The sequence below is a fragment of the Sphingomonas sp. genome, from assembly GCF_964263785.1.
Classification (GTDB): domain Bacteria; phylum Pseudomonadota; class Alphaproteobacteria; order Sphingomonadales; family Sphingomonadaceae; genus Sphingomonas.
Window position 1 is genome coordinate 14,019 of sequence record NZ_CAXVWL010000124.1, and the last position, 16,404, is coordinate 30,422.

Below are 16,404 nucleotides of genomic sequence, written 5' to 3' on the forward strand. Positions count from 1 at the left end.
TCGTCATCGGGCGATCAGCCCAGCCGGATGTCGCGAAGCGCCAATATGCCGTTCTCGGGGCCATCGCTGGTGATGAGACGCTGGCCGAGTCCGACCTCCGCGCCACCCTGCTCGACCCAGTCGGTGCGCCGTGCGAGCATCAGCTCGTTGTCTCCGGTCCGCTCGGTGCCGGGATACAGGACGGGGACGAACGCCATCGACGTCTGTCCCGATTTCGTCTCGATCTCGACCGGCAGCCATACGGTATCGCGCAGGTCGACCGGCTCCGACACCTTCAGCCGCTTGCATGCGGCAAAGGGCACGAACCCGTAATGTTCGCCGATCACCGCCTCCAGCATCGGCCCGAAGCGCAGGTCGGCGTCGGCGATCCACGCAAATGCTTCGCCGTCCATCGTTCCCGCCGTGGCAGGCGCATCGGCCAGCGCGGCCTCGGACAGGTCCGCGGCATCGCCGCCACCCTGCCCGGAGGCCTGGAGCGCATCGAGGAGCGCCTCGACCCACGGCTCGCTGCCGACCAGCGACGTGCCGCGCGTCGTCCCCGCCATCACCGCGGCGCGGGTCTTCATCGCACCTAGCACCTGGTTGTAGACGCCACCCATCATCATCGCCTTGGGCTCGGCGAGTGCGAGCGTGCGCAGCTGCTGCTCGGCCTTGTCCCACTCGCCGGCGACGGCGAGCAACTGCCAGAAAAACTGGCGGAGGTTGACGTCCGCGGGGGAGCGGCGAAGCTCCCCCGCGAGCGCGCTGCGGGCACCGGCGATGTCGCCCGATCGTAGAAGTGATTGGGCATCCATCTGCCGTACTCCGTCGCTGTCAGGCGCCCTTTACGTTCGACGCGATGTCCCAGGAATATTCCTGAGGCGTGCTCTCGGCCGTGCCGTCCGGCTTCTGCCCGGTATATTTGAACGCCACTTCCGCAAAGTTCAGCGTGACGTTCTCGGTCAACCGGTCTTCACCGCCCGAACCGCCTGTGCTGACCGACGTGATGATCAGCTCCTTCATGGTGATGACGATATATTCGATCGGATTCTCGCCGGCCTTGCGGACGGTCAGGACCGCTTCGCCATAATGCTTGCCGCTGGCGCAGGCGAGCTGCAGCTTCGCCGAGGAGGCATCGACGTACTTCGTGAGCGACAGGTCCTGGACGTTGACCTTACCGGCGCCGCCACCGCCGCCCATGTGCGTCGTTCCCGACTGGCTCATGCCCCACGACCACGCGAGGACGTCGATCTCTCCCGCGTGGGTCGTATCGAGCGACTCGCCCTTGACTTCGTCCTTCGCGCCGATGCGAATGAACATGTCGACTGCCATAACCTATCTCCTGCTGTGATTGTTGTTGAATGACGCAAACGAACAATTCAGACGTCGCGGTCGGTCCGCCCGATCAACCCGCCGCCGGACGCAGCGACGACGTCATGCTGAGGCTGATGTCCATGCCTTCCATCTGGAAATGCGGCACGAACTCGAACTTGGCCTGGTAATAGCCGGGGTTTTCCTCGTCTTCCGTCAACGCGATCTGCGCGCCCTTCAGCGGCTTGCGCGCCTTGGTCGCTTCCGACGACATGTCGGGCATGCCGTCGATATACTGCCCGATCCACGTGTTCAGCCGCTGCTCGAGTTGCTTGGCGCTGGGCGTGCCGCCGACCCAGTCGCGCACCATGCACTTCAGGTAATGCGCGAAGCGCGTGCTGGTGAACAGATAGGGGAGGCGCGCAGACAGGCGCGCGTTCGCGGTCGCGCCCTTGTCGACATACTCCTTGGGAATGTGCAATGTCTGGCCGCCGATGAAGGTCGCCTGATCGGTGTTCTTGCGGTGGATCAGGCCGATCAGCCCCGCCGCCGACAATTCGCCTTCGCGCCGATCGCTGATCGCGATCTCGGTCGGGCATTTGACCGCCGTGTCGCCATCGTCGGTCGGGAACATCGCGGTCGGTAACCCCTCGACCGTACCGCCCGACTGAACCCCGCGGATGCGCGTGCACCAGCCGAATTCCTTGTACGCCGCGTTGATCCGCACCGCCATCGCGTGCGCCGCGTTCATCCACGAATATTTGTCGTGGTCACCCGCGGTATCCTCCTCGAACGCGAATTCCTCGACCGGCTCGCACTTGGCGCCGTAGGGCTGCCGCGCCAGCACGCGCGGCATCGTCAGCGCCAGATACCGGGCATCGTCCTTGGCGCGCAGCGAGCGCCACGCCGCATATTCGGGGGTGTCGAAGATCTTGGCGAGATCGCGCGGTTTCGACAGTTCCTGCCAGTCGTCCATCCCGAACAGGACCGGCGACGTCCCCGAGATGAACGGCGCGTGCGCCGCACTGGCGACCTTCGCCATGCCCTCGAGCACCTCGACGTCGCCCGGCTGCTGGCTGAAGTAATAGTCGCCGACGAGGCAGCCGTAGGGCTGGCCGCCGAGCTGGCCGAATTCGGCCTCGTACACCTTCTTGAACAGCGGGCTCTGGTCCCAGGCGGCGCCACGGTAGCTGCTGAACATCTTGCGCAGCTCATCCTTGGTCGTGTTCATGACCTTGATCTTCAGGTCGGTCGACGTCTCGGTGTTCATCACCGTATACTGGAGACCGCGCCACGCGCTTTCGAGCGCCTGGAACTCCTCGTGGTGGATGACCAGGTTCACCTGCTCGGTCAGCTTGCGGTCGAGTTCCGATATCATGCTATCGATCGTGCCGAGCACGTCGCCGGGCATGACGCTCGATCCGGCGAGCGCCTGCTCGGCCAGCGTGCGCACCGCCAGTTCGACGCGGCCCTTGGCCTCGTCGCTGCGCGGCTTGAACTCCTTCTGCAGTAGCGCCGAGAAATCGTCGACGGTAATCTCTTCTGTCGCGACGCCCGTCTGGGTTTCGGTCGCGGTGTTCGGATTGGTTGCCATGATCGCGTCCTGCAAACTGGGGTTAGGCGTCGCTGCCCGCGCGCGCCTTGGATTCGGCGGCGAGCGAGGTCAGCAGGTCGGGGTTCTTGAGGAGCTGATCGATCACCCCCTCCGCCTTGTCCTTGCCGTCCATGTACGCGAGCAGGTCCGTCAGTTGCTGGCGCGCGTCGAGCAGCTTGGCGGTCGCGGGCAATTGCTTGGCGACCCCGCCGGGCGTAAAATCATCCATCTTGTTGAAGGTCAGATCGACCGCCAGCTTGCCTTCGCCGGTCAAGGTGTTGTCGACGTAGAAGGCGGCGCGCGGCGCGATGCTCTTCTGGAAGTCGCCGAAATTGTCCATGTCGACGTTGACGAAGTCGCGCTCCGCCATCGACTTCTTCTCCTTTTCGGACTTGCCCGACAGATCGGCCAGGACGCCCATCACGAAAGGAAGCGAAATCTTCTCGACCGACCCGTAGGTCTGAACCTCGTATTCGATATGAACACGCGGCGAACGGTTGCGCTTGATGAACTTCTGGCCGTCCTGTGCCATCAATATCCCCCTATCGGGTGTGTAATAAAACACCCGGCTGAAACTGGATGAAAAACCCCGACTCTTACCGACCAACTATGCGTCATTCGGTCGGCGTTGCCAATAGCTTTGTCGCTTCGCCAAGCCCTTGTGGTGCGATCTCGTTCAACAACTGTAGAAAATCCATCTCGACCCACTGCCGGACGCGCTGGAACATCAGCGGCACGGGGCTGGTCGGCTCGCGTTCGACGTAGAAGCGCATGATTGCATCCATCGCCGCCAGCACGTCGGCGCGCGACTGTGGCGTTGTCACGACGAAACCCTTGGCGCGCACCGATCTACCGCCCTCGCCGCCCGCCGCGCCTTCGCCGGACTCGTCGTCGCCGTCCGCCGCGTCTTCGTCGGCATCCGCGACCACTTCCTCGATCTTGAACAGCGCCAGGAACCTGGTCGAATCGCCGACGATCGTCTTGATGACGTTCAGCACCGGCCCCAGGCTCGCGCTGTCGCCCGCCCGGCGGTCGTAGATCTCGTTGATCTCGTAGAGGAGATCGGACATCGCCTGGAGCGCGTCGTGCGCCGCTTGAACCTGGTCGCGCAGCCCGAGTGCGAGCGTGTCGAGGGTGGCGGGATCCAATCCGGTGTCGTCGTTGCCGACATTGGCCGCGTCATCGGCGGCGCGCGCCGCGGGCGACAACACGCGCATGATGAGGCGCAGCGTCCGCGCGCCTTCGCGTGTGGGGCGGAACGCGCGTGCCTGCGTCGCGCTCATCTGCCCGGTCTCGACCTGCTTGGCCAGCGCGGTCTCGTCGGCCGAGCTCCATTCTGGGGTCGGCTCGCACGCCTGGGCGATCATCGATGCGGTGAAGCCCTGCAGCGAGGGCGCGGGCATCTGGGCGATCGACAGCCGCTGGAGCGGCAGCGTCATCGCCGCCGGCCGCGCCAGCGCCGACAGTTCGTTGATCCGCGCGATCGCCATCTCTTCGGCGGGGCCGGGGTGGAAATCCTCCCAATACTCCTCGGCATAGCCCTTGATAAGCTGCAATGCCGCGGTCGCCAGCGCAAGATCGCCGATCCGCAACGCCGCCTGCAACGCCACGATCGCGGGCGCCTGATCCTTGGTGCGTTGCAGGAACGCGTCGCAGCGCGCGACGACCTGCGCGAGCTCGGGTGCCTTCTGGTTGGCGAAATCGCCCGGCGCATCCTCGATGTCGCGGAATTCGGGATCGCCGCGCAGGTCCGGCCCGCACGGCTGCGCCTCGTCGAAGGGCTGGATCAGGCTGTCGTAGTCGAGCACCCGTGCGCTACCGTCCGCTCGCGCCATTGCGGCGCCCATCCGCGTCCGCGCGTCCGTCGTTCGGCGTTAAGGTCAGATAATGACTTGACATCGATCCCCGCCCCGGCGTGATCGCCCGGCATCCCCAACGATACCGAGGCCACCGCCGCGCTGCCGACCTGCACACCTTGCGGTGAGTCGCCGACCAGCACAGTAGAGACGCGCCTTGGCGTTTCGTCAAGCAGGAGCCTGCAATGGTGACGTTATCGTCACATCTTCGATAAACTGTTGTTTTGTCCGCAATACTGTTCTGTTCGGCAGTATTGCGACATAAAGACAGAGAGTATAGCATCGCGCCGGCCGATCGAAACGGGGGATCATGCGAGATCGTGGCGTGGCCGGTCCGTCCTGCTTGATACCGCTGGTCCGGTCGCTTCGAATCGGCACGTTGGAGTTTTCGTACCGACCGGCGCTCCGCCAAGCTGCGCGCGCCTCCCATCCGCAATCAGGAGCGCTTTATCATGCCCGGACGTACGTATCTGATGCCCTATCGCAATCGGCGGCTGAGCGAAGTCGTCATCCCGGGTGCACACGATGCCGGAGTGTATACGCAGAACAGCGCCAACGTGCAGACGCAATCGCTCGACATCGGCGAACAGGCGAACGCCGGATGCCGCTTCTTCGACCTGCGGATCGCGGCCTACAAGGCAAATGTGGGCGGCCAGACGGTGTACCAGAACAAGGCCTATCACCTCGACGGCAAGCTGGTGGTCAATCACTCGGTCAAGAATCAGGGCAGCATCAAATCCTATCAGAACGTCGGCCATGCCGGCGGCTGGGGCGGCGGGCTCGACGAGATGCTCGACCAGGCGAAGGCCTTCGTCGAAGCCAACGAAACCGAGTTCCTGATTCTCAAATTCTCCAAATGCAACAATTGGCCAAGTGTCGCCGAGGCCTGCGTCGCGCGGCTGGGCACCGCGCATTACAAGGATGGCGGCAACCTCAACAACAAGCTCGTTCGCCAGCTCGCCGGCAAGGTCATCACCGTGTTCGACGAGGAAGCGCGCAAGGAGCTGACCCCGGTCATCACCGCGCAGCGCGGCAGTCCGCACGGCATCCTGTTCGTCAAGGCATTGTTCGACAAGAAGACCGGCCGGAGCAAGGGCTACGAACCGGGCTATTACGGTCTGCAATATTTCGGCAAGTTCTCCAGCACGGACAAGGTCGACAAGAACACGCGCAAGCAGGCCGAGACTCTCAACGCCGGCGCGGCCACGCACATGGACGTGCTCGGGATGATGTACTGGACGACGACGGGCCTGCTCGGAAATATCCAGGCGCGCAACGCGTCGATGTGGACCGAGACCAACATCGCCTCGCTGCAGAAAACCTGGAAATCCGGGCTGGAGGCGTCGATCACGCACCGTTTCGGCAACGAGATCGACAGCGCCATGCGTCTCGCGCAGACCAGCGGCGGCGCGCTGGGCGGACGGATGAAGGCGTTCATGCCCAACATCGTAATGATGGATTTCGTCGACGACGAGAAGTGCAACGTGATCGAGGCGTTGAACACGGTCGCCGCCACGTCGCTGCTGCAATTGATGGTGCCGGCGCCCAAGGGGCCGCAGCCGACGCCCAATTCCATCCAGTCGCACAACCGGCTGGGGCAGATGGCGCGGTGACGTCGAACGAGGCTCCGCGACCGGGTTGGTCGGGAGCCTCGCTCAGGGCTTGTCAGAGGATGAAGTCGCCCGCGCCGAGGTCGACCCGGCCGTTCAGCGTCAGCACGAATTCGGCGGTGTTCGGGTTGCCGTCGGTGTTGCCGAGCACGACAGTATTGCCGCCCTCGTAATACCAGATCAGGTCGTGGCCGGCGCTGAACCGCGTCGCGTTGACCGGCGCGTCGAAATCGTGCTCGGCCGATCCCACCTTCAGGTGCGACAAATCGATCTTGTCCGCACCGTGGGTGAAGTCGGTGATCGTATCGCCGGTGTCGCGGGCGTCGACGAAGCGGAACGTGTCGGCTCCCGCGCCACCGGTCAGCCGGTCCGCGCCGAAGCCGCCGACCAGCACGTCGTTGCCTGCTTCGCCGTACAGCGTGTCCGCCCCCGAACCGCCGAACAGCGTGTCGTTGTCGGTGCCGCCCCACAAGGTGTCGGTACCCGTTCCGCCGAAGAGCTTGTCGTCGCCCGCGCCGCCGGTCAGGCAGTCGTTCCCTGCCCATCCGTACAGCGTGTCCGCGCCCGCCTTGCCGTCGAACGTGTCGCCGCCGGTGGTGCCGTAAGCCACGTTGGCATTGCTTAGCGCGCCCGACGACAGCGACGCGAAGGTGACCGCGCCGGCCTTGAACCCGTCGTTGTCGTTCACGTCGCCGGTGCCGCCGAAGGCATTGGCCAGGGTCGGACATTCGTTCTGCCCGTTGACGGTCACGCTGATCGCGTGAGTGGTGCCGTCCCCAGCCTTGATCGTGATCGTGTCGAATGCGTGCTGGCCTTCGTTCAGCGTATCGAGCTTGTCGCTGAAATTGTTGAGCAGATACACCCAGCCGCCATCCGACGTGAGCAGCACATAGCCATAGGTGCCCTTGTAGATGCCACTCGCAAAATTGTCGCAGCCGCCGGTGTCGGCATCGCGGATGGTCAGCTTGCCCGCGGCCAGGAAGTCGCAATCCTCGGTCACCGACCCGGTGTCGCAACCGCCGATCACCGCGGCGTCGTTGGTGCCCTTGATCGTCACCGCGATCGACTTGGCCGTACCGTCGGCGCTCTTGATCACCACCGTATCGGTGCGCGTCTCGCCGGTTTTCAGGAACTGCACCGCGGCATTGTCGAGCGTGTATTTCCAGGTGCCATCGGCGGCGATCGCCAGCGCGCCATAGGAGCCCGCAACGGTGCCGCTGCGGAACGAAGCCTCGCCCGCGTCCGCGTCGGCGATCGTCAGCTTGCCGGTCGCGGTCTGCTGCCCGTCCTCGACGACGGCGCCGATGGCGGTGCCGCCGATCGTCGCCAGGTCGTTGGTACCGGTCACCGCCACGCTCACGACCTTGGACGTGCCGTCGGCCGACTTCACCGTGATCGCGTCGTTCACCACCTGTCCGCCGGCAAGCGACTGTGCCGCGGCGTTGTTGAGGGTGTATGTCCACGTGCCGTCGGCTGCGAGCGCCAGCGCGCCGTAGCTGCCCGCGATCGTACCCGCCTGGAACGACGCTTCGCCGACATCGACATCGTCGACCGTCAGCTTGCCGGCCGCGGTCTGTTGCCCATCCTCGACGACCGCGCCCGTGCTGACGCCGCCGATGATCGCGGCATCGTTCGCGCCGACGACGGTGACCGCGACGGTGCCCGTCGCGGTGCGGCCGAAGGGGGTTTCGACCGTATAGGTCAGCACCACGACCGCGCTCTGCCCGGCGGGCAGATAGTCGAAGTCGGTGCCTGGATCGAAGCGGATCAGGCCGCCGTCGACGACCGCGCTGCCCTGCCCTGCGGGGGCCGCAGCCCCGGTCAGCGTCAGGGGCGATGGGCCGGTGTCGTTGGCGAGCACGTCGATCGCGACCTGGCTGTTCTCCCCCGTCGTCGCGCTGTCGGCACCGGCGACGGGCGGCAGGAACGGCTGAATCTGCACCCACGACGATCCCTGCCCGCTGGCGTCGCCGATGTTGATCGACTGGACGTGGCCGTCGGGACGCACGATCGTCAGCACCGCATTGTCGCCCTTCAGCGAATGCGCGACGCTGGCCTCGGGATGCTCTTTCAGGAACGTGCCGATATCGGCATAGCTGCGCAGCGTCAGGTCGCCGCCGTCGGTGCCGTAGCCGTCGAGGCAGATCTCGTCATGCTCGGCGAAGTTCAGGTCGGCGATGAAATCGCTGGCGCTGATCGCGGCGACGTCGCCCACATCGAAGTCGAAACAGTCCGCGCCGCCTTCGCCGAGCAGGTAATCGTCGCCCGCGCCGCCGGCGAGTACGTCGTTGCCGAGTCCGCCGAGCAGGCCGTCGTTGCCGCCGAGGCCGAAGAGCAGATTGTCGCCGGCATTGCCGTGGATGTCGTTGCCCGACGCATTGCCGGTGCCGGTCAGGTTCTGCATACCGGTCAGCGTCAGATTCTCCAGCGTATCGCCCAGTGTGTAGGAGATGCTCGCTTTGACGTGGTCCTCGGTGCCTTCGCCGTCCAGCTCGAACACCTGGTCACGGATCGAATCGACGACATAGGTGTCGTTGCCGGTGCCGCCGTACATGATGTCGTCGTCGGTGCCGCCGTCGAGCTGGTCGTTGCCCGCGCCGCCATACAGCGTATCGAACCCCGCGGTGCCGCGGACGTTATCGGCGCCATCGTAGCCGAAGATGATGTCGTCGCCTGCGCCGCCATAGATATTGTCGGCGCCCGCGGTGCCGAAGATCGTGTCGTTGCCGGCGGTGCCGTTGGTGGTTCCGCTTCCCGTCGCTTGAATCGGCATGTGCTGTTCCCCCGCATGATACGCGCGGCCGGGAGCGGTGCGGCGATCGCCGTTATCGGCGAAGGCGCCGACGAACGATGTGCCGACCGATCCAGGCCCCCCGCGCAATCGGGTAAAGGAACCATTAAACGATTCGCAACGCAGGTGTAGCAGGCACCGTCCAGCTTTGGCACGACGCAAGTTCCAGCAAATATCGGCGACTGCACAGACAACATCGTTAACCCAACAGCAACACGTTGATGTTGCAGAAGTCTTCGGCGCGTCTAACCATCAATCGCCGCGTCGCGGCGGCAGAACCGGAGCTCAACGGTTTACCCCGAAACGTCGGGCAGATGCTGCGAAAGAACTGCCGCAACATGCTGGTGCGGGCGGTCGGGCTCGAACCGACACTCCTTGCGGAACGGGATTTTGAGTCCCGCGCGTCTACCAATTTCACCACGCCCGCACGTGACGGCCCGGCTTATAGCCGGGCGCGCGCGTCACGCAACCGGGTCAGGCGAAGACGTCGCCAAGATCGACGGCGCCCGCCGGATCCTTTGGATCGGCGCCGAAGCGGTTGAACCCAGGGGTGCCGTCCAAGCAGAAGAACACGAACAGCACGACCGCCGCGATCAAACCCGCGAAGCTGAGGACGGCGCCGGCCAGCGTGACCGACGTGCCCGCGCTCGCGACCCCCGCCAGCAGGACCAGCACTCCGGCCAGGTACAACCCCACCGGAAGCAGCAACCACCAACCGCTACGGTCGGTGTCGTGCAAGCGGCGCACCTGGACGGCGAGATTGGGGACGAACATCGCCAGCGCAAACAAGCCGGTCAAGACTCCACCACTGGTGTGGAACCCGGCACCCACCGTGGCGCCGGCGGGGCGGCCGATCACGGTCCTGCCGCCCAGCCCGAGCACCGAATCAAGGAACGACAAGGCCAGCGTCGCAACGATGATGAAAAGCGCCCACATCCAGAACTCCTTGCGGCGCGAGCGCCCCTTGAACTGCGCATATCGCTTCAGCGGCAGGACCATCCAATGCATCGTTCTTCCCTTTCATCATTCAGTTGCGCGGCGGTTGGCGCCGGTAGCTCAGCGCCTCGGCGACATGGATTCGCCCGACGTTCTCGGCCTCCGCGAGATCCGCGATCGTGCGCGCGACGCGCAGGATGCGGGTGTAGCCGCGTGCGGTCAGCCGCATCGCCTCCGCCGCCTGGGCCAGCAGCTTGCGCCCCGGCTCGTCGGGCGTCGCGACCGCATCGAGCAACAGTCCGTCGGCCTCCGCGTTGGTTCGCGCCGGGGTGTCGCGATAGCGCCGGGTCTGGACGCCGCGCGCCGCCGCCACCCGTGCCGCGACGTCGGCGGAACCCTCCACCGGCGGCGGCAGCACCAGATCGGCGGCACTCACCGCCGCCACGTCGACGTGGAGGTCGATGCGGTCGAGCAGCGGTCCCGACACCTTGGCCTGGTAATCCGCCGCACACCTTGGCGCCCGCGCGCACGCCAGCGCTGCATCGCCGAGATGCCCGCACCGGCACGGGTTCATCGCCGCGATCAACTGCACCCGCGCCGGAAAGGTGACATGCGCGTTGGCACGCGCCACGCTGACGGTGCCGGTCTCCAGCGGCTGGCGCAGCGAATCGAGCACCGCGCGGTTGAATTCGGGCAATTCGTCGAGGAACAGCACGCCCAGATGCGCCAGGCTGACCTCGCCCGGTTTCACCTTCAGCCCACCGCCGGTCAACGCCGCCATCGACGCCGAATGGTGCGGGCTGCGGAACGGCCGCCGCCGCGTCAGCCGTCCGCCGGTCAGCGTGCCCGCGACCGACTGGACCATCGACACCTCCAGCGCCTCCGACGCATCGAGCGGCGGCAGGATGCCTGGCAGGCACGACGCCATCAGCGACTTGCCCGCACCCGGCGGCCCGCACATCAGCAAATTGTGCCCGCCCGCCGCCGCGATCTCCAGCGCGCGCTTGGCGGTCTCCTGCCCGCGCACCTGGCGCAGGTCGGGGCCGTGGACCACGTCTTCGGTATCCCCCGGCTCAGGCGCGCGGAGCAGGCCGTGGCCCTTGAAATGGTTGATGAGCGCCAGCAGATCGGGCGCCGCGACGACCTCGATCGACCCCGCCCACGCCGCCTCGGACCCCTGCGCCGCGGGACAGACCAGCCCCTTGCCCTCGGCGCTTGCGTGCAGCGCCGCGAGCAGCACGCCGGGCGAAGGCGCGATCCGCGCATCGAGCCCGAGCTCGCCGACAACGACGTAATCGGCCAGCGTTTCGACATCGACCACCCCCATCGCGCCGAGCAGCGCGAGCGCGATCGGCAGGTCGAAATGCGATCCCTCCTTGGGCAGATCGGCGGGCGACAGGTTCACCGCGATGCGTTTGGGGGGGAGCGCCAGCCCCATCGCCGCGATCGCGCCCCTAACCCGCTCGCGACTTTCCCCCACCGCCTTGTCGCCGAGCCCGACGACGTTGAACGCCGGCAGCCCTGGGATCAGCTGCACCTGCACCTCCACGCCCCGCGCCTCCAGCCCCAGATACGCCACCGTGGACACGATCGCCGCCATGCACTTCCCCCCCGTAACGCCTCGTTCATAGCGGCTTTCGCAACGCTGTGAACCGTGACGCCGCGGCGTCTTGCAATCCTAACACACCGGAGCCACATGCGCGTCATGCCACGATCCCCCGCCGCTCGCATGACCCAGCTCGTCGCGGGCGTGGCGTTGATGGTCGTGGCGCCGATCACCGCGCCGCTGCCCGGCCCGGCCGCGACCTTTCTCTTCGCAGGCGGGCTGGTTCTGGTGCTGCGCAACTCGCATTACGCACGGGTGCGCTTCGCGCGCGCCAAGCGACGCTTCCCGAAGATCGGTGCGCTGCTCGACCGCGTGATGCGCCGCCCGAGCGCACTCCGACGGCGCGAACGCGACGCCGCGCGCGTTGACTTGTGAGCGTCCCTCGCTTAGGCGCTCGTCCAGCAAGGCCGTCCCCGTGGCGGCCGTCTTCTATTTCAGAATACTCTTTCAGTTTAGAATTTGGGGAATGAGTCATGAAGCGGACCTTTCAGCCGAGCAACCTGGTTCGCGCCCGCCGCCACGGCTTCCGCTCGCGAATGGCGACGGTCGGCGGCCGCTCGGTGATCCGGGCGCGCCGGAACCGCGGACGCGCCAAGCTGTCGGCCTGACGACCATCGCGCGTCGCAAGGACTTCCTTGCGGCGAATGCGGGCAAGCGCGCGCCGATGCCGGGGTTCGTCCTGCTGGTGCGTGTGCGCGAAGATGGCGAAGATACGATCCGCGTCGGCTTCACCGTCACCAAGAAGATCGGCAATGCGGTCGTCCGCAACCGGATGAAGCGCCGGCTGCGCGCGTTGGCGCGCGAGGTGTTGCCGAGTGGCGGTATCGCCGGCGCAGACCATGTGCTGATCGGCCGCAATGGCGGCATCGAGCGCGACTTCGCGACGATGCGAAGCGAACTCGCCAAGGCGCTGCGCAAGGTTTCTTCACCGCGGTGACCCTGGCGGCGCGCCTGTTCATTCTCGTCGCGCGCGCGTGGCAAGTGGGCCCGTCGGCGATCCTGCCACCGACCTGCCGCTACTCGCCGTCCTGTTCCGCCTATGCAATCACCGCGCTGCGCCGCTATGGCGCGGCAAAGGGGGGCTGGCTCGCCGTGCGGCGGATCGCGCGGTGCCATCCCTGGGGCGGCCACGGCTACGATCCCGTACCTGACATGCTGGGGCAAGACACTTGACCGAAGACCGTCGCAATTTCGTCCTCTTCGCGGTGATCGCGGCGCTCATCCTGTTCGGGTTCCCGCTCGTCCAGCAGCGCTTCTTTCCGACCGCGAACCCGCCGGTGACCAGGATCGAGGATGGCAAGACCAAGGTCCTGCCCAAGCCCGAGGCCGGTGCGGTCTCGACCACCCCCACCGCGATCCGCGACCGCCAGGTCGTGCTGCGCGAGACCCCGCGCGTCCGCATCGCGACGCCGTCGCTCGCGGGCTCGATCAACCTGAAGGGTGGCCGGATCGACGATCTGGTGCTGACCACCTACAAGGAAACGATCGCAAAGAACTCTCCGCCGATCCGCTTGCTGTCGCCTTCGGGCGCGCCGGACGCGTATTTCGCCGGGTTCGGCTGGTCGGGCGACGCTGTCACGGCGCCGGGCGCCGACACCGTGTTCACCGTCGACGCCCCCGTTCTGACCCCGGCACGCCCGGTCACGCTGTCGTGGACCAGCCCGCAGGGGCTGCGCTTCGCGCTCAGGATCGCGGTCGACGACAAGTTCCTGTTCACGGTGCGGCAGAGCGTCGGCAACGGCGGCGCCGCGCCGGTGACCGTCCGCCCCTACGCCCTGCTCTCGCGCACCGGCGTGTCGAAGGACGCGACCAGCTGGACCAACCACGTCGGCCCGATCGGGGTGTTCGACAACGGCGCCAACTACCACATCGACTATGCCAATCTGGAGGGCAACCAGTCCGGCGTCTTCGCGCGCGTGTTCGGCAACGCGTCCAAGCCGGGCGACAATTACTTCGATGCGCGCGGCGGCTGGCTTGGGTTCGCCGACAAATACTGGCTGGCCGCACTCGCTCCCGACCAGTCGGCGCAGGTCCATTCGGGTTTCCGTGGCGCCAACGGCACCGTTTTCCAGGCCGACGTCGCGCAGCAGCCGCGCACGATCGCTCCGGGCAAGGTGCTCAACACGACCACCCGCGTGTTCGCGGGCGCCAAGGAGGTCAAGACACTCGACCGGTATGAGGCCGCAGGCATCCCGCTGCTCGGCCGCGCGATCGACTGGGGATGGTTCGAGATCGTCGAGAAACCGATCTTCACCTATCTCGACTGGCTGTTCCGGATGGTCGGCAATTTCGGCGTGGCGATCATTCTTCTGACCGTCACCATCCGCGGCCTGATGTTCCCGATCGCGCAGCGCCAGTTCGCGTCGATGGCCAAGATGCGCAGCGTCCAGCCCAAGATGAAGGCGCTGCAGGAGCGCTACAAGGACGACAAGGTCAAGCAGCAGCAGGAGGTGATGGCGCTGTACAAGGCGGAAAAGGTCAACCCGCTCGCGGGCTGCCTGCCCACGCTGCTCCAGATCCCGATCTTCTATGCACTCTACAAGGTGCTGATGCTGACGATCGAGATGCGGCACCAGCCGTTCGTCGGGTGGATCAAGGACCTGTCTGCGCCCGATCCGCTGACCCCGGTCAATCTGTTCGGCCTGCTGGCGTTCACCCCGCCGCACTTCCTGGCGATCGGCGTGGTACCCATCGTGCTGGGCATCTCGATGTACTTCCAGTTCAAGCTCAATCCGCAGGTGATGGACGAGACCCAGCGTCAGGTGTTCGCGATCCTGCCGTGGGTGCTGATGTTCGTCATGGCCCCGTTCGCGGTCGGGTTGCAGGTCTATTGGATCACCTCGAATTGCCTCGCGATCCTCCAGCAGCGACTGCTCTACGCGCGGCATCCAGAACTCGCCGCAGCACCCGCCAAATGACCGACGCATTCGACGCGGACCAGTTGGAGGCAGCACGGAAGACTTTCGCCGGCCCGATCACGTTCCTCAAGTCCGCTCCGGCGCTCGAACATCTGCCCGGCGCAATCGTGCCGGAGGTGGCGTTCGCGGGCCGCTCCAACGTCGGCAAGTCGTCGCTGCTCAACGCGCTCGCCAACCGCAACGCACTGGCGCGAACGTCGAACACGCCGGGGCGCACGCAAGAGCTGAACTTCTTCGATGTCGGCGAGCCGCTCGCATTTCGCCTCGTCGACATGCCCGGCTACGGTTTTGCCAAGGCTCCCAAGGACATGGTCCGCCAGTGGCGCCATCTGGTCAACGATTTCCTGCGCGGCCGCGATGTCCTGAAGCGCGCGCTGGTGCTGATCGATTCGCGCCACGGCATCAAGGATGTCGACCGCGAGATCATGGACATGCTCGACAAGGCTGCGGTCAGCTATCGCCTGGTGCTCACCAAGGCCGACAAGATAAAGGCCACCGATCTCACCGCGGTGACCCAGGCGACCCAGGACGAAGCCCGCAAGCGGGCCGCGGCGCATCCGGACATCATCGCGACGTCGAGCGAGGGTGGCCTCGGCATTCCCGAGTTGCGCGCAGCTGTGGTCGAAGCGATCGGCTGAACCGGTTGCCCCCGGGGCACGCACGCGATACGCCCCCGCGCATGAAGCTCATCATCGGCAACAAGGCCTATTCCTCCTGGTCGCTCCGCGGCTGGCTCGCTTGCAAGCAGTCGGGGCTGCCGTTCGAGGAGGTCGTCGTGCCGCTCTACGACGCCGAATGGGACAAGCGACGCGAAGGCGACGAGTTCGCGCCGTCGTCGGGCAAGGTGCCGATCCTGTGGGACGGCGAAGCGGTGGTGTGGGACAGCCTGGCGATCGTCGACTATCTGGCCGACAAGGTCGGGCGCGATCGCTTCTGGCCCGCCGACGACGCGGCGCGTGCGATGGCGCGGTCGATGGCAGCGGAGATGCATTCGAGCTTCCAAAACCTGCGCCGCAAGCACAGCATGAACGTCCGCCAGATATTCGACCGCGTGCAACCGGACGACGACGTCCTCGCTGAACTCGGGCGCATCATGGAGCTCTGGGCTCAGGCGCGCGCGCGTTGGGGCGGCGAAGGCGATTTTCTTTTCGGGGACTTCGGCGCCGCGGACATCATGTTCGCGCCCGTCTGCACCCGCATCGTCACCTATCAACTGCCGATCGCCCGCTTCGCCGCGCCGTACATCGACGCGGTCCTCCAGCACCGCTGGATGCAGGACTGGATCGCGGGCGCGCATGAGGAAGACTGGGTCATCCAGCAATACGAGCAGCCTGCGGGCGCCTAGACCCGGTGGGCGTCGTAGTCGCTTCCGTCGCTACGCGTGTAGCGCCCATCGGCGGTGAAGGACATGTCGATATCGGAATAGCTGCCGCCCAGCGGCGTGCCCGCGCTCACCACGACGAAAACGCAATCGCTCTCGCTCCGGTTCTGGAGATGGTGGCCATTGCCGTCTGCTTTGGGAAAAGCCGCGCAATCGCCGGGCACGAGGCCATGCTCGCCCGCGTCGTCGACCAGCACCGCCTCGCCCGCCACAACGACCAGAAACTCGTCCTCGCCGTTGTGCCAGTGCCGCTGCGACGACCACGCGCCAGGCTTCAGCGTCACGTGGCTCACCCCGAAGTCGGTGAGACCGCTTGGCGGACCCAGCCTGCGATACCATCGACCCTGCACCGCATCGTCGAACGGCGCGGGATAGCCGGTCCGGTTGGTGAGCGGCAGCGCGTCGAGTTCGAGCTTTGGCAA

Annotated in this window: 17 protein-coding genes and 1 tRNA gene; 8 read left to right on the forward strand and 10 right to left on the reverse strand. The window is 66.1% G+C overall.

What is annotated here, in order from left to right; all coding sequences use genetic code 11:
- Nucleotides 1–14 precede the first annotated feature (14 nt).
- The 5 genes from ACE5C1_RS16225 to ACE5C1_RS16245 all read right to left on the reverse strand — a co-directional run bounded on the left by ACE5C1_RS16225 (nucleotide 15) and on the right by ACE5C1_RS16245 (nucleotide 4,719).
- Nucleotides 15–794, reverse strand: a complete 780-nt coding sequence (locus ACE5C1_RS16225; protein WP_374945114.1) for a type VI secretion system accessory protein TagJ — start codon at nucleotides 792–794, stop codon at nucleotides 15–17.
- 19 nt (nucleotides 795–813) lie between these two features.
- Complete coding sequence (locus ACE5C1_RS16230) at nucleotides 814–1,311, reverse strand: Hcp family type VI secretion system effector (RefSeq protein WP_374945115.1); 498 nt, start codon at nucleotides 1,309–1,311, stop codon at nucleotides 814–816.
- A 73-nt stretch (nucleotides 1,312–1,384) separates the two neighbouring features.
- Nucleotides 1,385–2,884: a type VI secretion system contractile sheath large subunit gene (tssC, locus tag ACE5C1_RS16235; RefSeq protein ID WP_374945116.1), complete on the reverse strand. Its 1,500-nt coding sequence runs from the start codon at nucleotides 2,882–2,884 to the stop codon at nucleotides 1,385–1,387.
- Nucleotides 2,885–2,906: 22 nt separating this feature from the next.
- Complete coding sequence (gene tssB / locus ACE5C1_RS16240; protein WP_374945117.1) at nucleotides 2,907–3,416, reverse strand: type VI secretion system contractile sheath small subunit; 510 nt, start codon at nucleotides 3,414–3,416, stop codon at nucleotides 2,907–2,909.
- An 82-nt stretch (nucleotides 3,417–3,498) separates the two neighbouring features.
- Entirely contained in the window at nucleotides 3,499–4,719 is a 1,221-nt protein-coding gene (locus ACE5C1_RS16245; RefSeq protein WP_374945118.1) for an ImpA family type VI secretion system protein, read from the reverse strand.
- A gap of 473 nt (nucleotides 4,720–5,192) precedes the next feature.
- On the opposite strand from ACE5C1_RS16245, the gene ACE5C1_RS16250 reads away from it, so the two are divergent.
- Nucleotides 5,193–6,353 carry a hypothetical protein gene (locus ACE5C1_RS16250; protein ID WP_374945119.1) on the forward strand — a complete coding sequence of 387 codons (1,161 nt, stop codon included), beginning with the start codon at nucleotides 5,193–5,195 and terminating at the stop codon, nucleotides 6,351–6,353.
- Between the two features lie 52 nt (nucleotides 6,354–6,405).
- Here ACE5C1_RS16250 and ACE5C1_RS16255 read toward each other — a convergent pair whose 3' ends face one another.
- From ACE5C1_RS16255 to ACE5C1_RS16270, 4 genes are all read right to left on the reverse strand, one after another.
- The gene (locus tag ACE5C1_RS16255) at nucleotides 6,406–9,123 is read right to left on the reverse strand and encodes a VCBS domain-containing protein (RefSeq protein ID WP_374945120.1); all 2,718 of its coding nucleotides are present in this window, start codon (nucleotides 9,121–9,123) and stop codon (nucleotides 6,406–6,408) included.
- Nucleotides 9,124–9,483: 360 nt separating this feature from the next.
- Nucleotides 9,484–9,568: transfer RNA gene (locus ACE5C1_RS16260), tRNA-Leu, on the reverse strand.
- Nucleotides 9,569–9,615: 47 nt separating this feature from the next.
- Complete coding sequence (locus ACE5C1_RS16265) at nucleotides 9,616–10,149, reverse strand: DUF805 domain-containing protein (protein WP_374945121.1); 534 nt, start codon at nucleotides 10,147–10,149, stop codon at nucleotides 9,616–9,618.
- Nucleotides 10,150–10,168: 19 nt separating this feature from the next.
- Entirely contained in the window at nucleotides 10,169–11,677 is a 1,509-nt protein-coding gene (locus tag ACE5C1_RS16270) for a YifB family Mg chelatase-like AAA ATPase (protein ID WP_374945122.1), read from the reverse strand.
- 129 nt (nucleotides 11,678–11,806) lie between these two features.
- On the opposite strand from ACE5C1_RS16270, the gene ACE5C1_RS16275 reads away from it, so the two are divergent.
- The 7 genes from ACE5C1_RS16275 (at nucleotide 11,807) to ACE5C1_RS16305 (ending at nucleotide 15,946) form a co-directional block, all read left to right on the forward strand.
- Entirely contained in the window at nucleotides 11,807–12,058 is a 252-nt protein-coding gene (locus ACE5C1_RS16275; protein WP_374945123.1) for a hypothetical protein, read from the forward strand.
- Nucleotides 12,059–12,156: 98 nt separating this feature from the next.
- Nucleotides 12,157–12,291, forward strand: a complete 135-nt coding sequence (rpmH, locus tag ACE5C1_RS16280) for a 50S ribosomal protein L34 (RefSeq protein WP_374945181.1) — start codon at nucleotides 12,157–12,159, stop codon at nucleotides 12,289–12,291.
- Between the two features lie 5 nt (nucleotides 12,292–12,296).
- On the forward strand, nucleotides 12,297–12,620 hold the full coding sequence (gene rnpA, locus ACE5C1_RS16285) for a ribonuclease P protein component (protein WP_374945182.1): 324 nt from the start codon (nucleotides 12,297–12,299) through the stop codon (nucleotides 12,618–12,620).
- A 2-nt stretch (nucleotides 12,621–12,622) separates the two neighbouring features.
- The gene (yidD, locus tag ACE5C1_RS16290) at nucleotides 12,623–12,856 is read left to right on the forward strand and encodes a membrane protein insertion efficiency factor YidD (protein ID WP_374945183.1); all 234 of its coding nucleotides are present in this window, start codon (nucleotides 12,623–12,625) and stop codon (nucleotides 12,854–12,856) included.
- Complete coding sequence (gene yidC / locus ACE5C1_RS16295) at nucleotides 12,853–14,601, forward strand: membrane protein insertase YidC (protein WP_374945124.1); 1,749 nt, start codon at nucleotides 12,853–12,855, stop codon at nucleotides 14,599–14,601. The genes yidD and yidC overlap by 4 nt, the downstream gene beginning before the upstream one ends.
- Nucleotides 14,598–15,239, forward strand: coding sequence for a ribosome biogenesis GTP-binding protein YihA/YsxC (gene yihA / locus ACE5C1_RS16300; protein ID WP_374945125.1), 642 nt, complete (start codon nucleotides 14,598–14,600; stop codon nucleotides 15,237–15,239). Before yidC ends, yihA begins: the two co-directional genes overlap by 4 nt.
- 41 nt (nucleotides 15,240–15,280) lie before the next feature.
- Complete coding sequence (locus ACE5C1_RS16305; protein WP_374945126.1) at nucleotides 15,281–15,946, forward strand: glutathione S-transferase family protein; 666 nt, start codon at nucleotides 15,281–15,283, stop codon at nucleotides 15,944–15,946.
- On the opposite strand, the gene ACE5C1_RS16310 is transcribed toward ACE5C1_RS16305, so the two are convergent.
- Entirely contained in the window at nucleotides 15,943–16,404 is a 462-nt protein-coding gene (locus ACE5C1_RS16310) for a cupin domain-containing protein (RefSeq protein WP_374945127.1), read from the reverse strand. The genes ACE5C1_RS16305 and ACE5C1_RS16310 overlap by 4 nt on opposite strands.

Excerpts from the sequence above, each read along its gene's own strand:
- ACE5C1_RS16305 (WP_374945126.1), top strand. The coding sequence starts at position 15,281 with ATGAAGCTCATCATCGGCAACAAGGCCTATTCCTCCTGGTCGCTCCGC.
- tssB (WP_374945117.1), bottom strand. The coding sequence starts at position 3,416 with ATGGCACAGGACGGCCAGAAGTTCATCAAGCGCAACCGTTCGCCGCGT.
- ACE5C1_RS16275 (WP_374945123.1), top strand. The coding sequence starts at position 11,807 with ATGACCCAGCTCGTCGCGGGCGTGGCGTTGATGGTCGTGGCGCCGATC.
- tssC (WP_374945116.1), bottom strand. The coding sequence starts at position 2,884 with ATGGCAACCAATCCGAACACCGCGACCGAAACCCAGACGGGCGTCGCG.
- yihA (WP_374945125.1), top strand. The coding sequence starts at position 14,598 with ATGACCGACGCATTCGACGCGGACCAGTTGGAGGCAGCACGGAAGACT.
- ACE5C1_RS16230 (WP_374945115.1), bottom strand. The coding sequence starts at position 1,311 with ATGGCAGTCGACATGTTCATTCGCATCGGCGCGAAGGACGAAGTCAAG.
- ACE5C1_RS16245 (WP_374945118.1), bottom strand. The coding sequence starts at position 4,719 with ATGGCGCGAGCGGACGGTAGCGCACGGGTGCTCGACTACGACAGCCTG.
- ACE5C1_RS16250 (WP_374945119.1), top strand. The coding sequence starts at position 5,193 with ATGCCCGGACGTACGTATCTGATGCCCTATCGCAATCGGCGGCTGAGC.
- rpmH (WP_374945181.1), top strand. The coding sequence starts at position 12,157 with ATGAAGCGGACCTTTCAGCCGAGCAACCTGGTTCGCGCCCGCCGCCAC.
- ACE5C1_RS16225 (WP_374945114.1), bottom strand. The coding sequence starts at position 794 with ATGGATGCCCAATCACTTCTACGATCGGGCGACATCGCCGGTGCCCGC.
- ACE5C1_RS16265 (WP_374945121.1), bottom strand. The coding sequence starts at position 10,149 with ATGCATTGGATGGTCCTGCCGCTGAAGCGATATGCGCAGTTCAAGGGG.
- ACE5C1_RS16270 (WP_374945122.1), bottom strand. The coding sequence starts at position 11,677 with ATGGCGGCGATCGTGTCCACGGTGGCGTATCTGGGGCTGGAGGCGCGG.
- ACE5C1_RS16255 (WP_374945120.1), bottom strand. The coding sequence starts at position 9,123 with ATGCCGATTCAAGCGACGGGAAGCGGAACCACCAACGGCACCGCCGGC.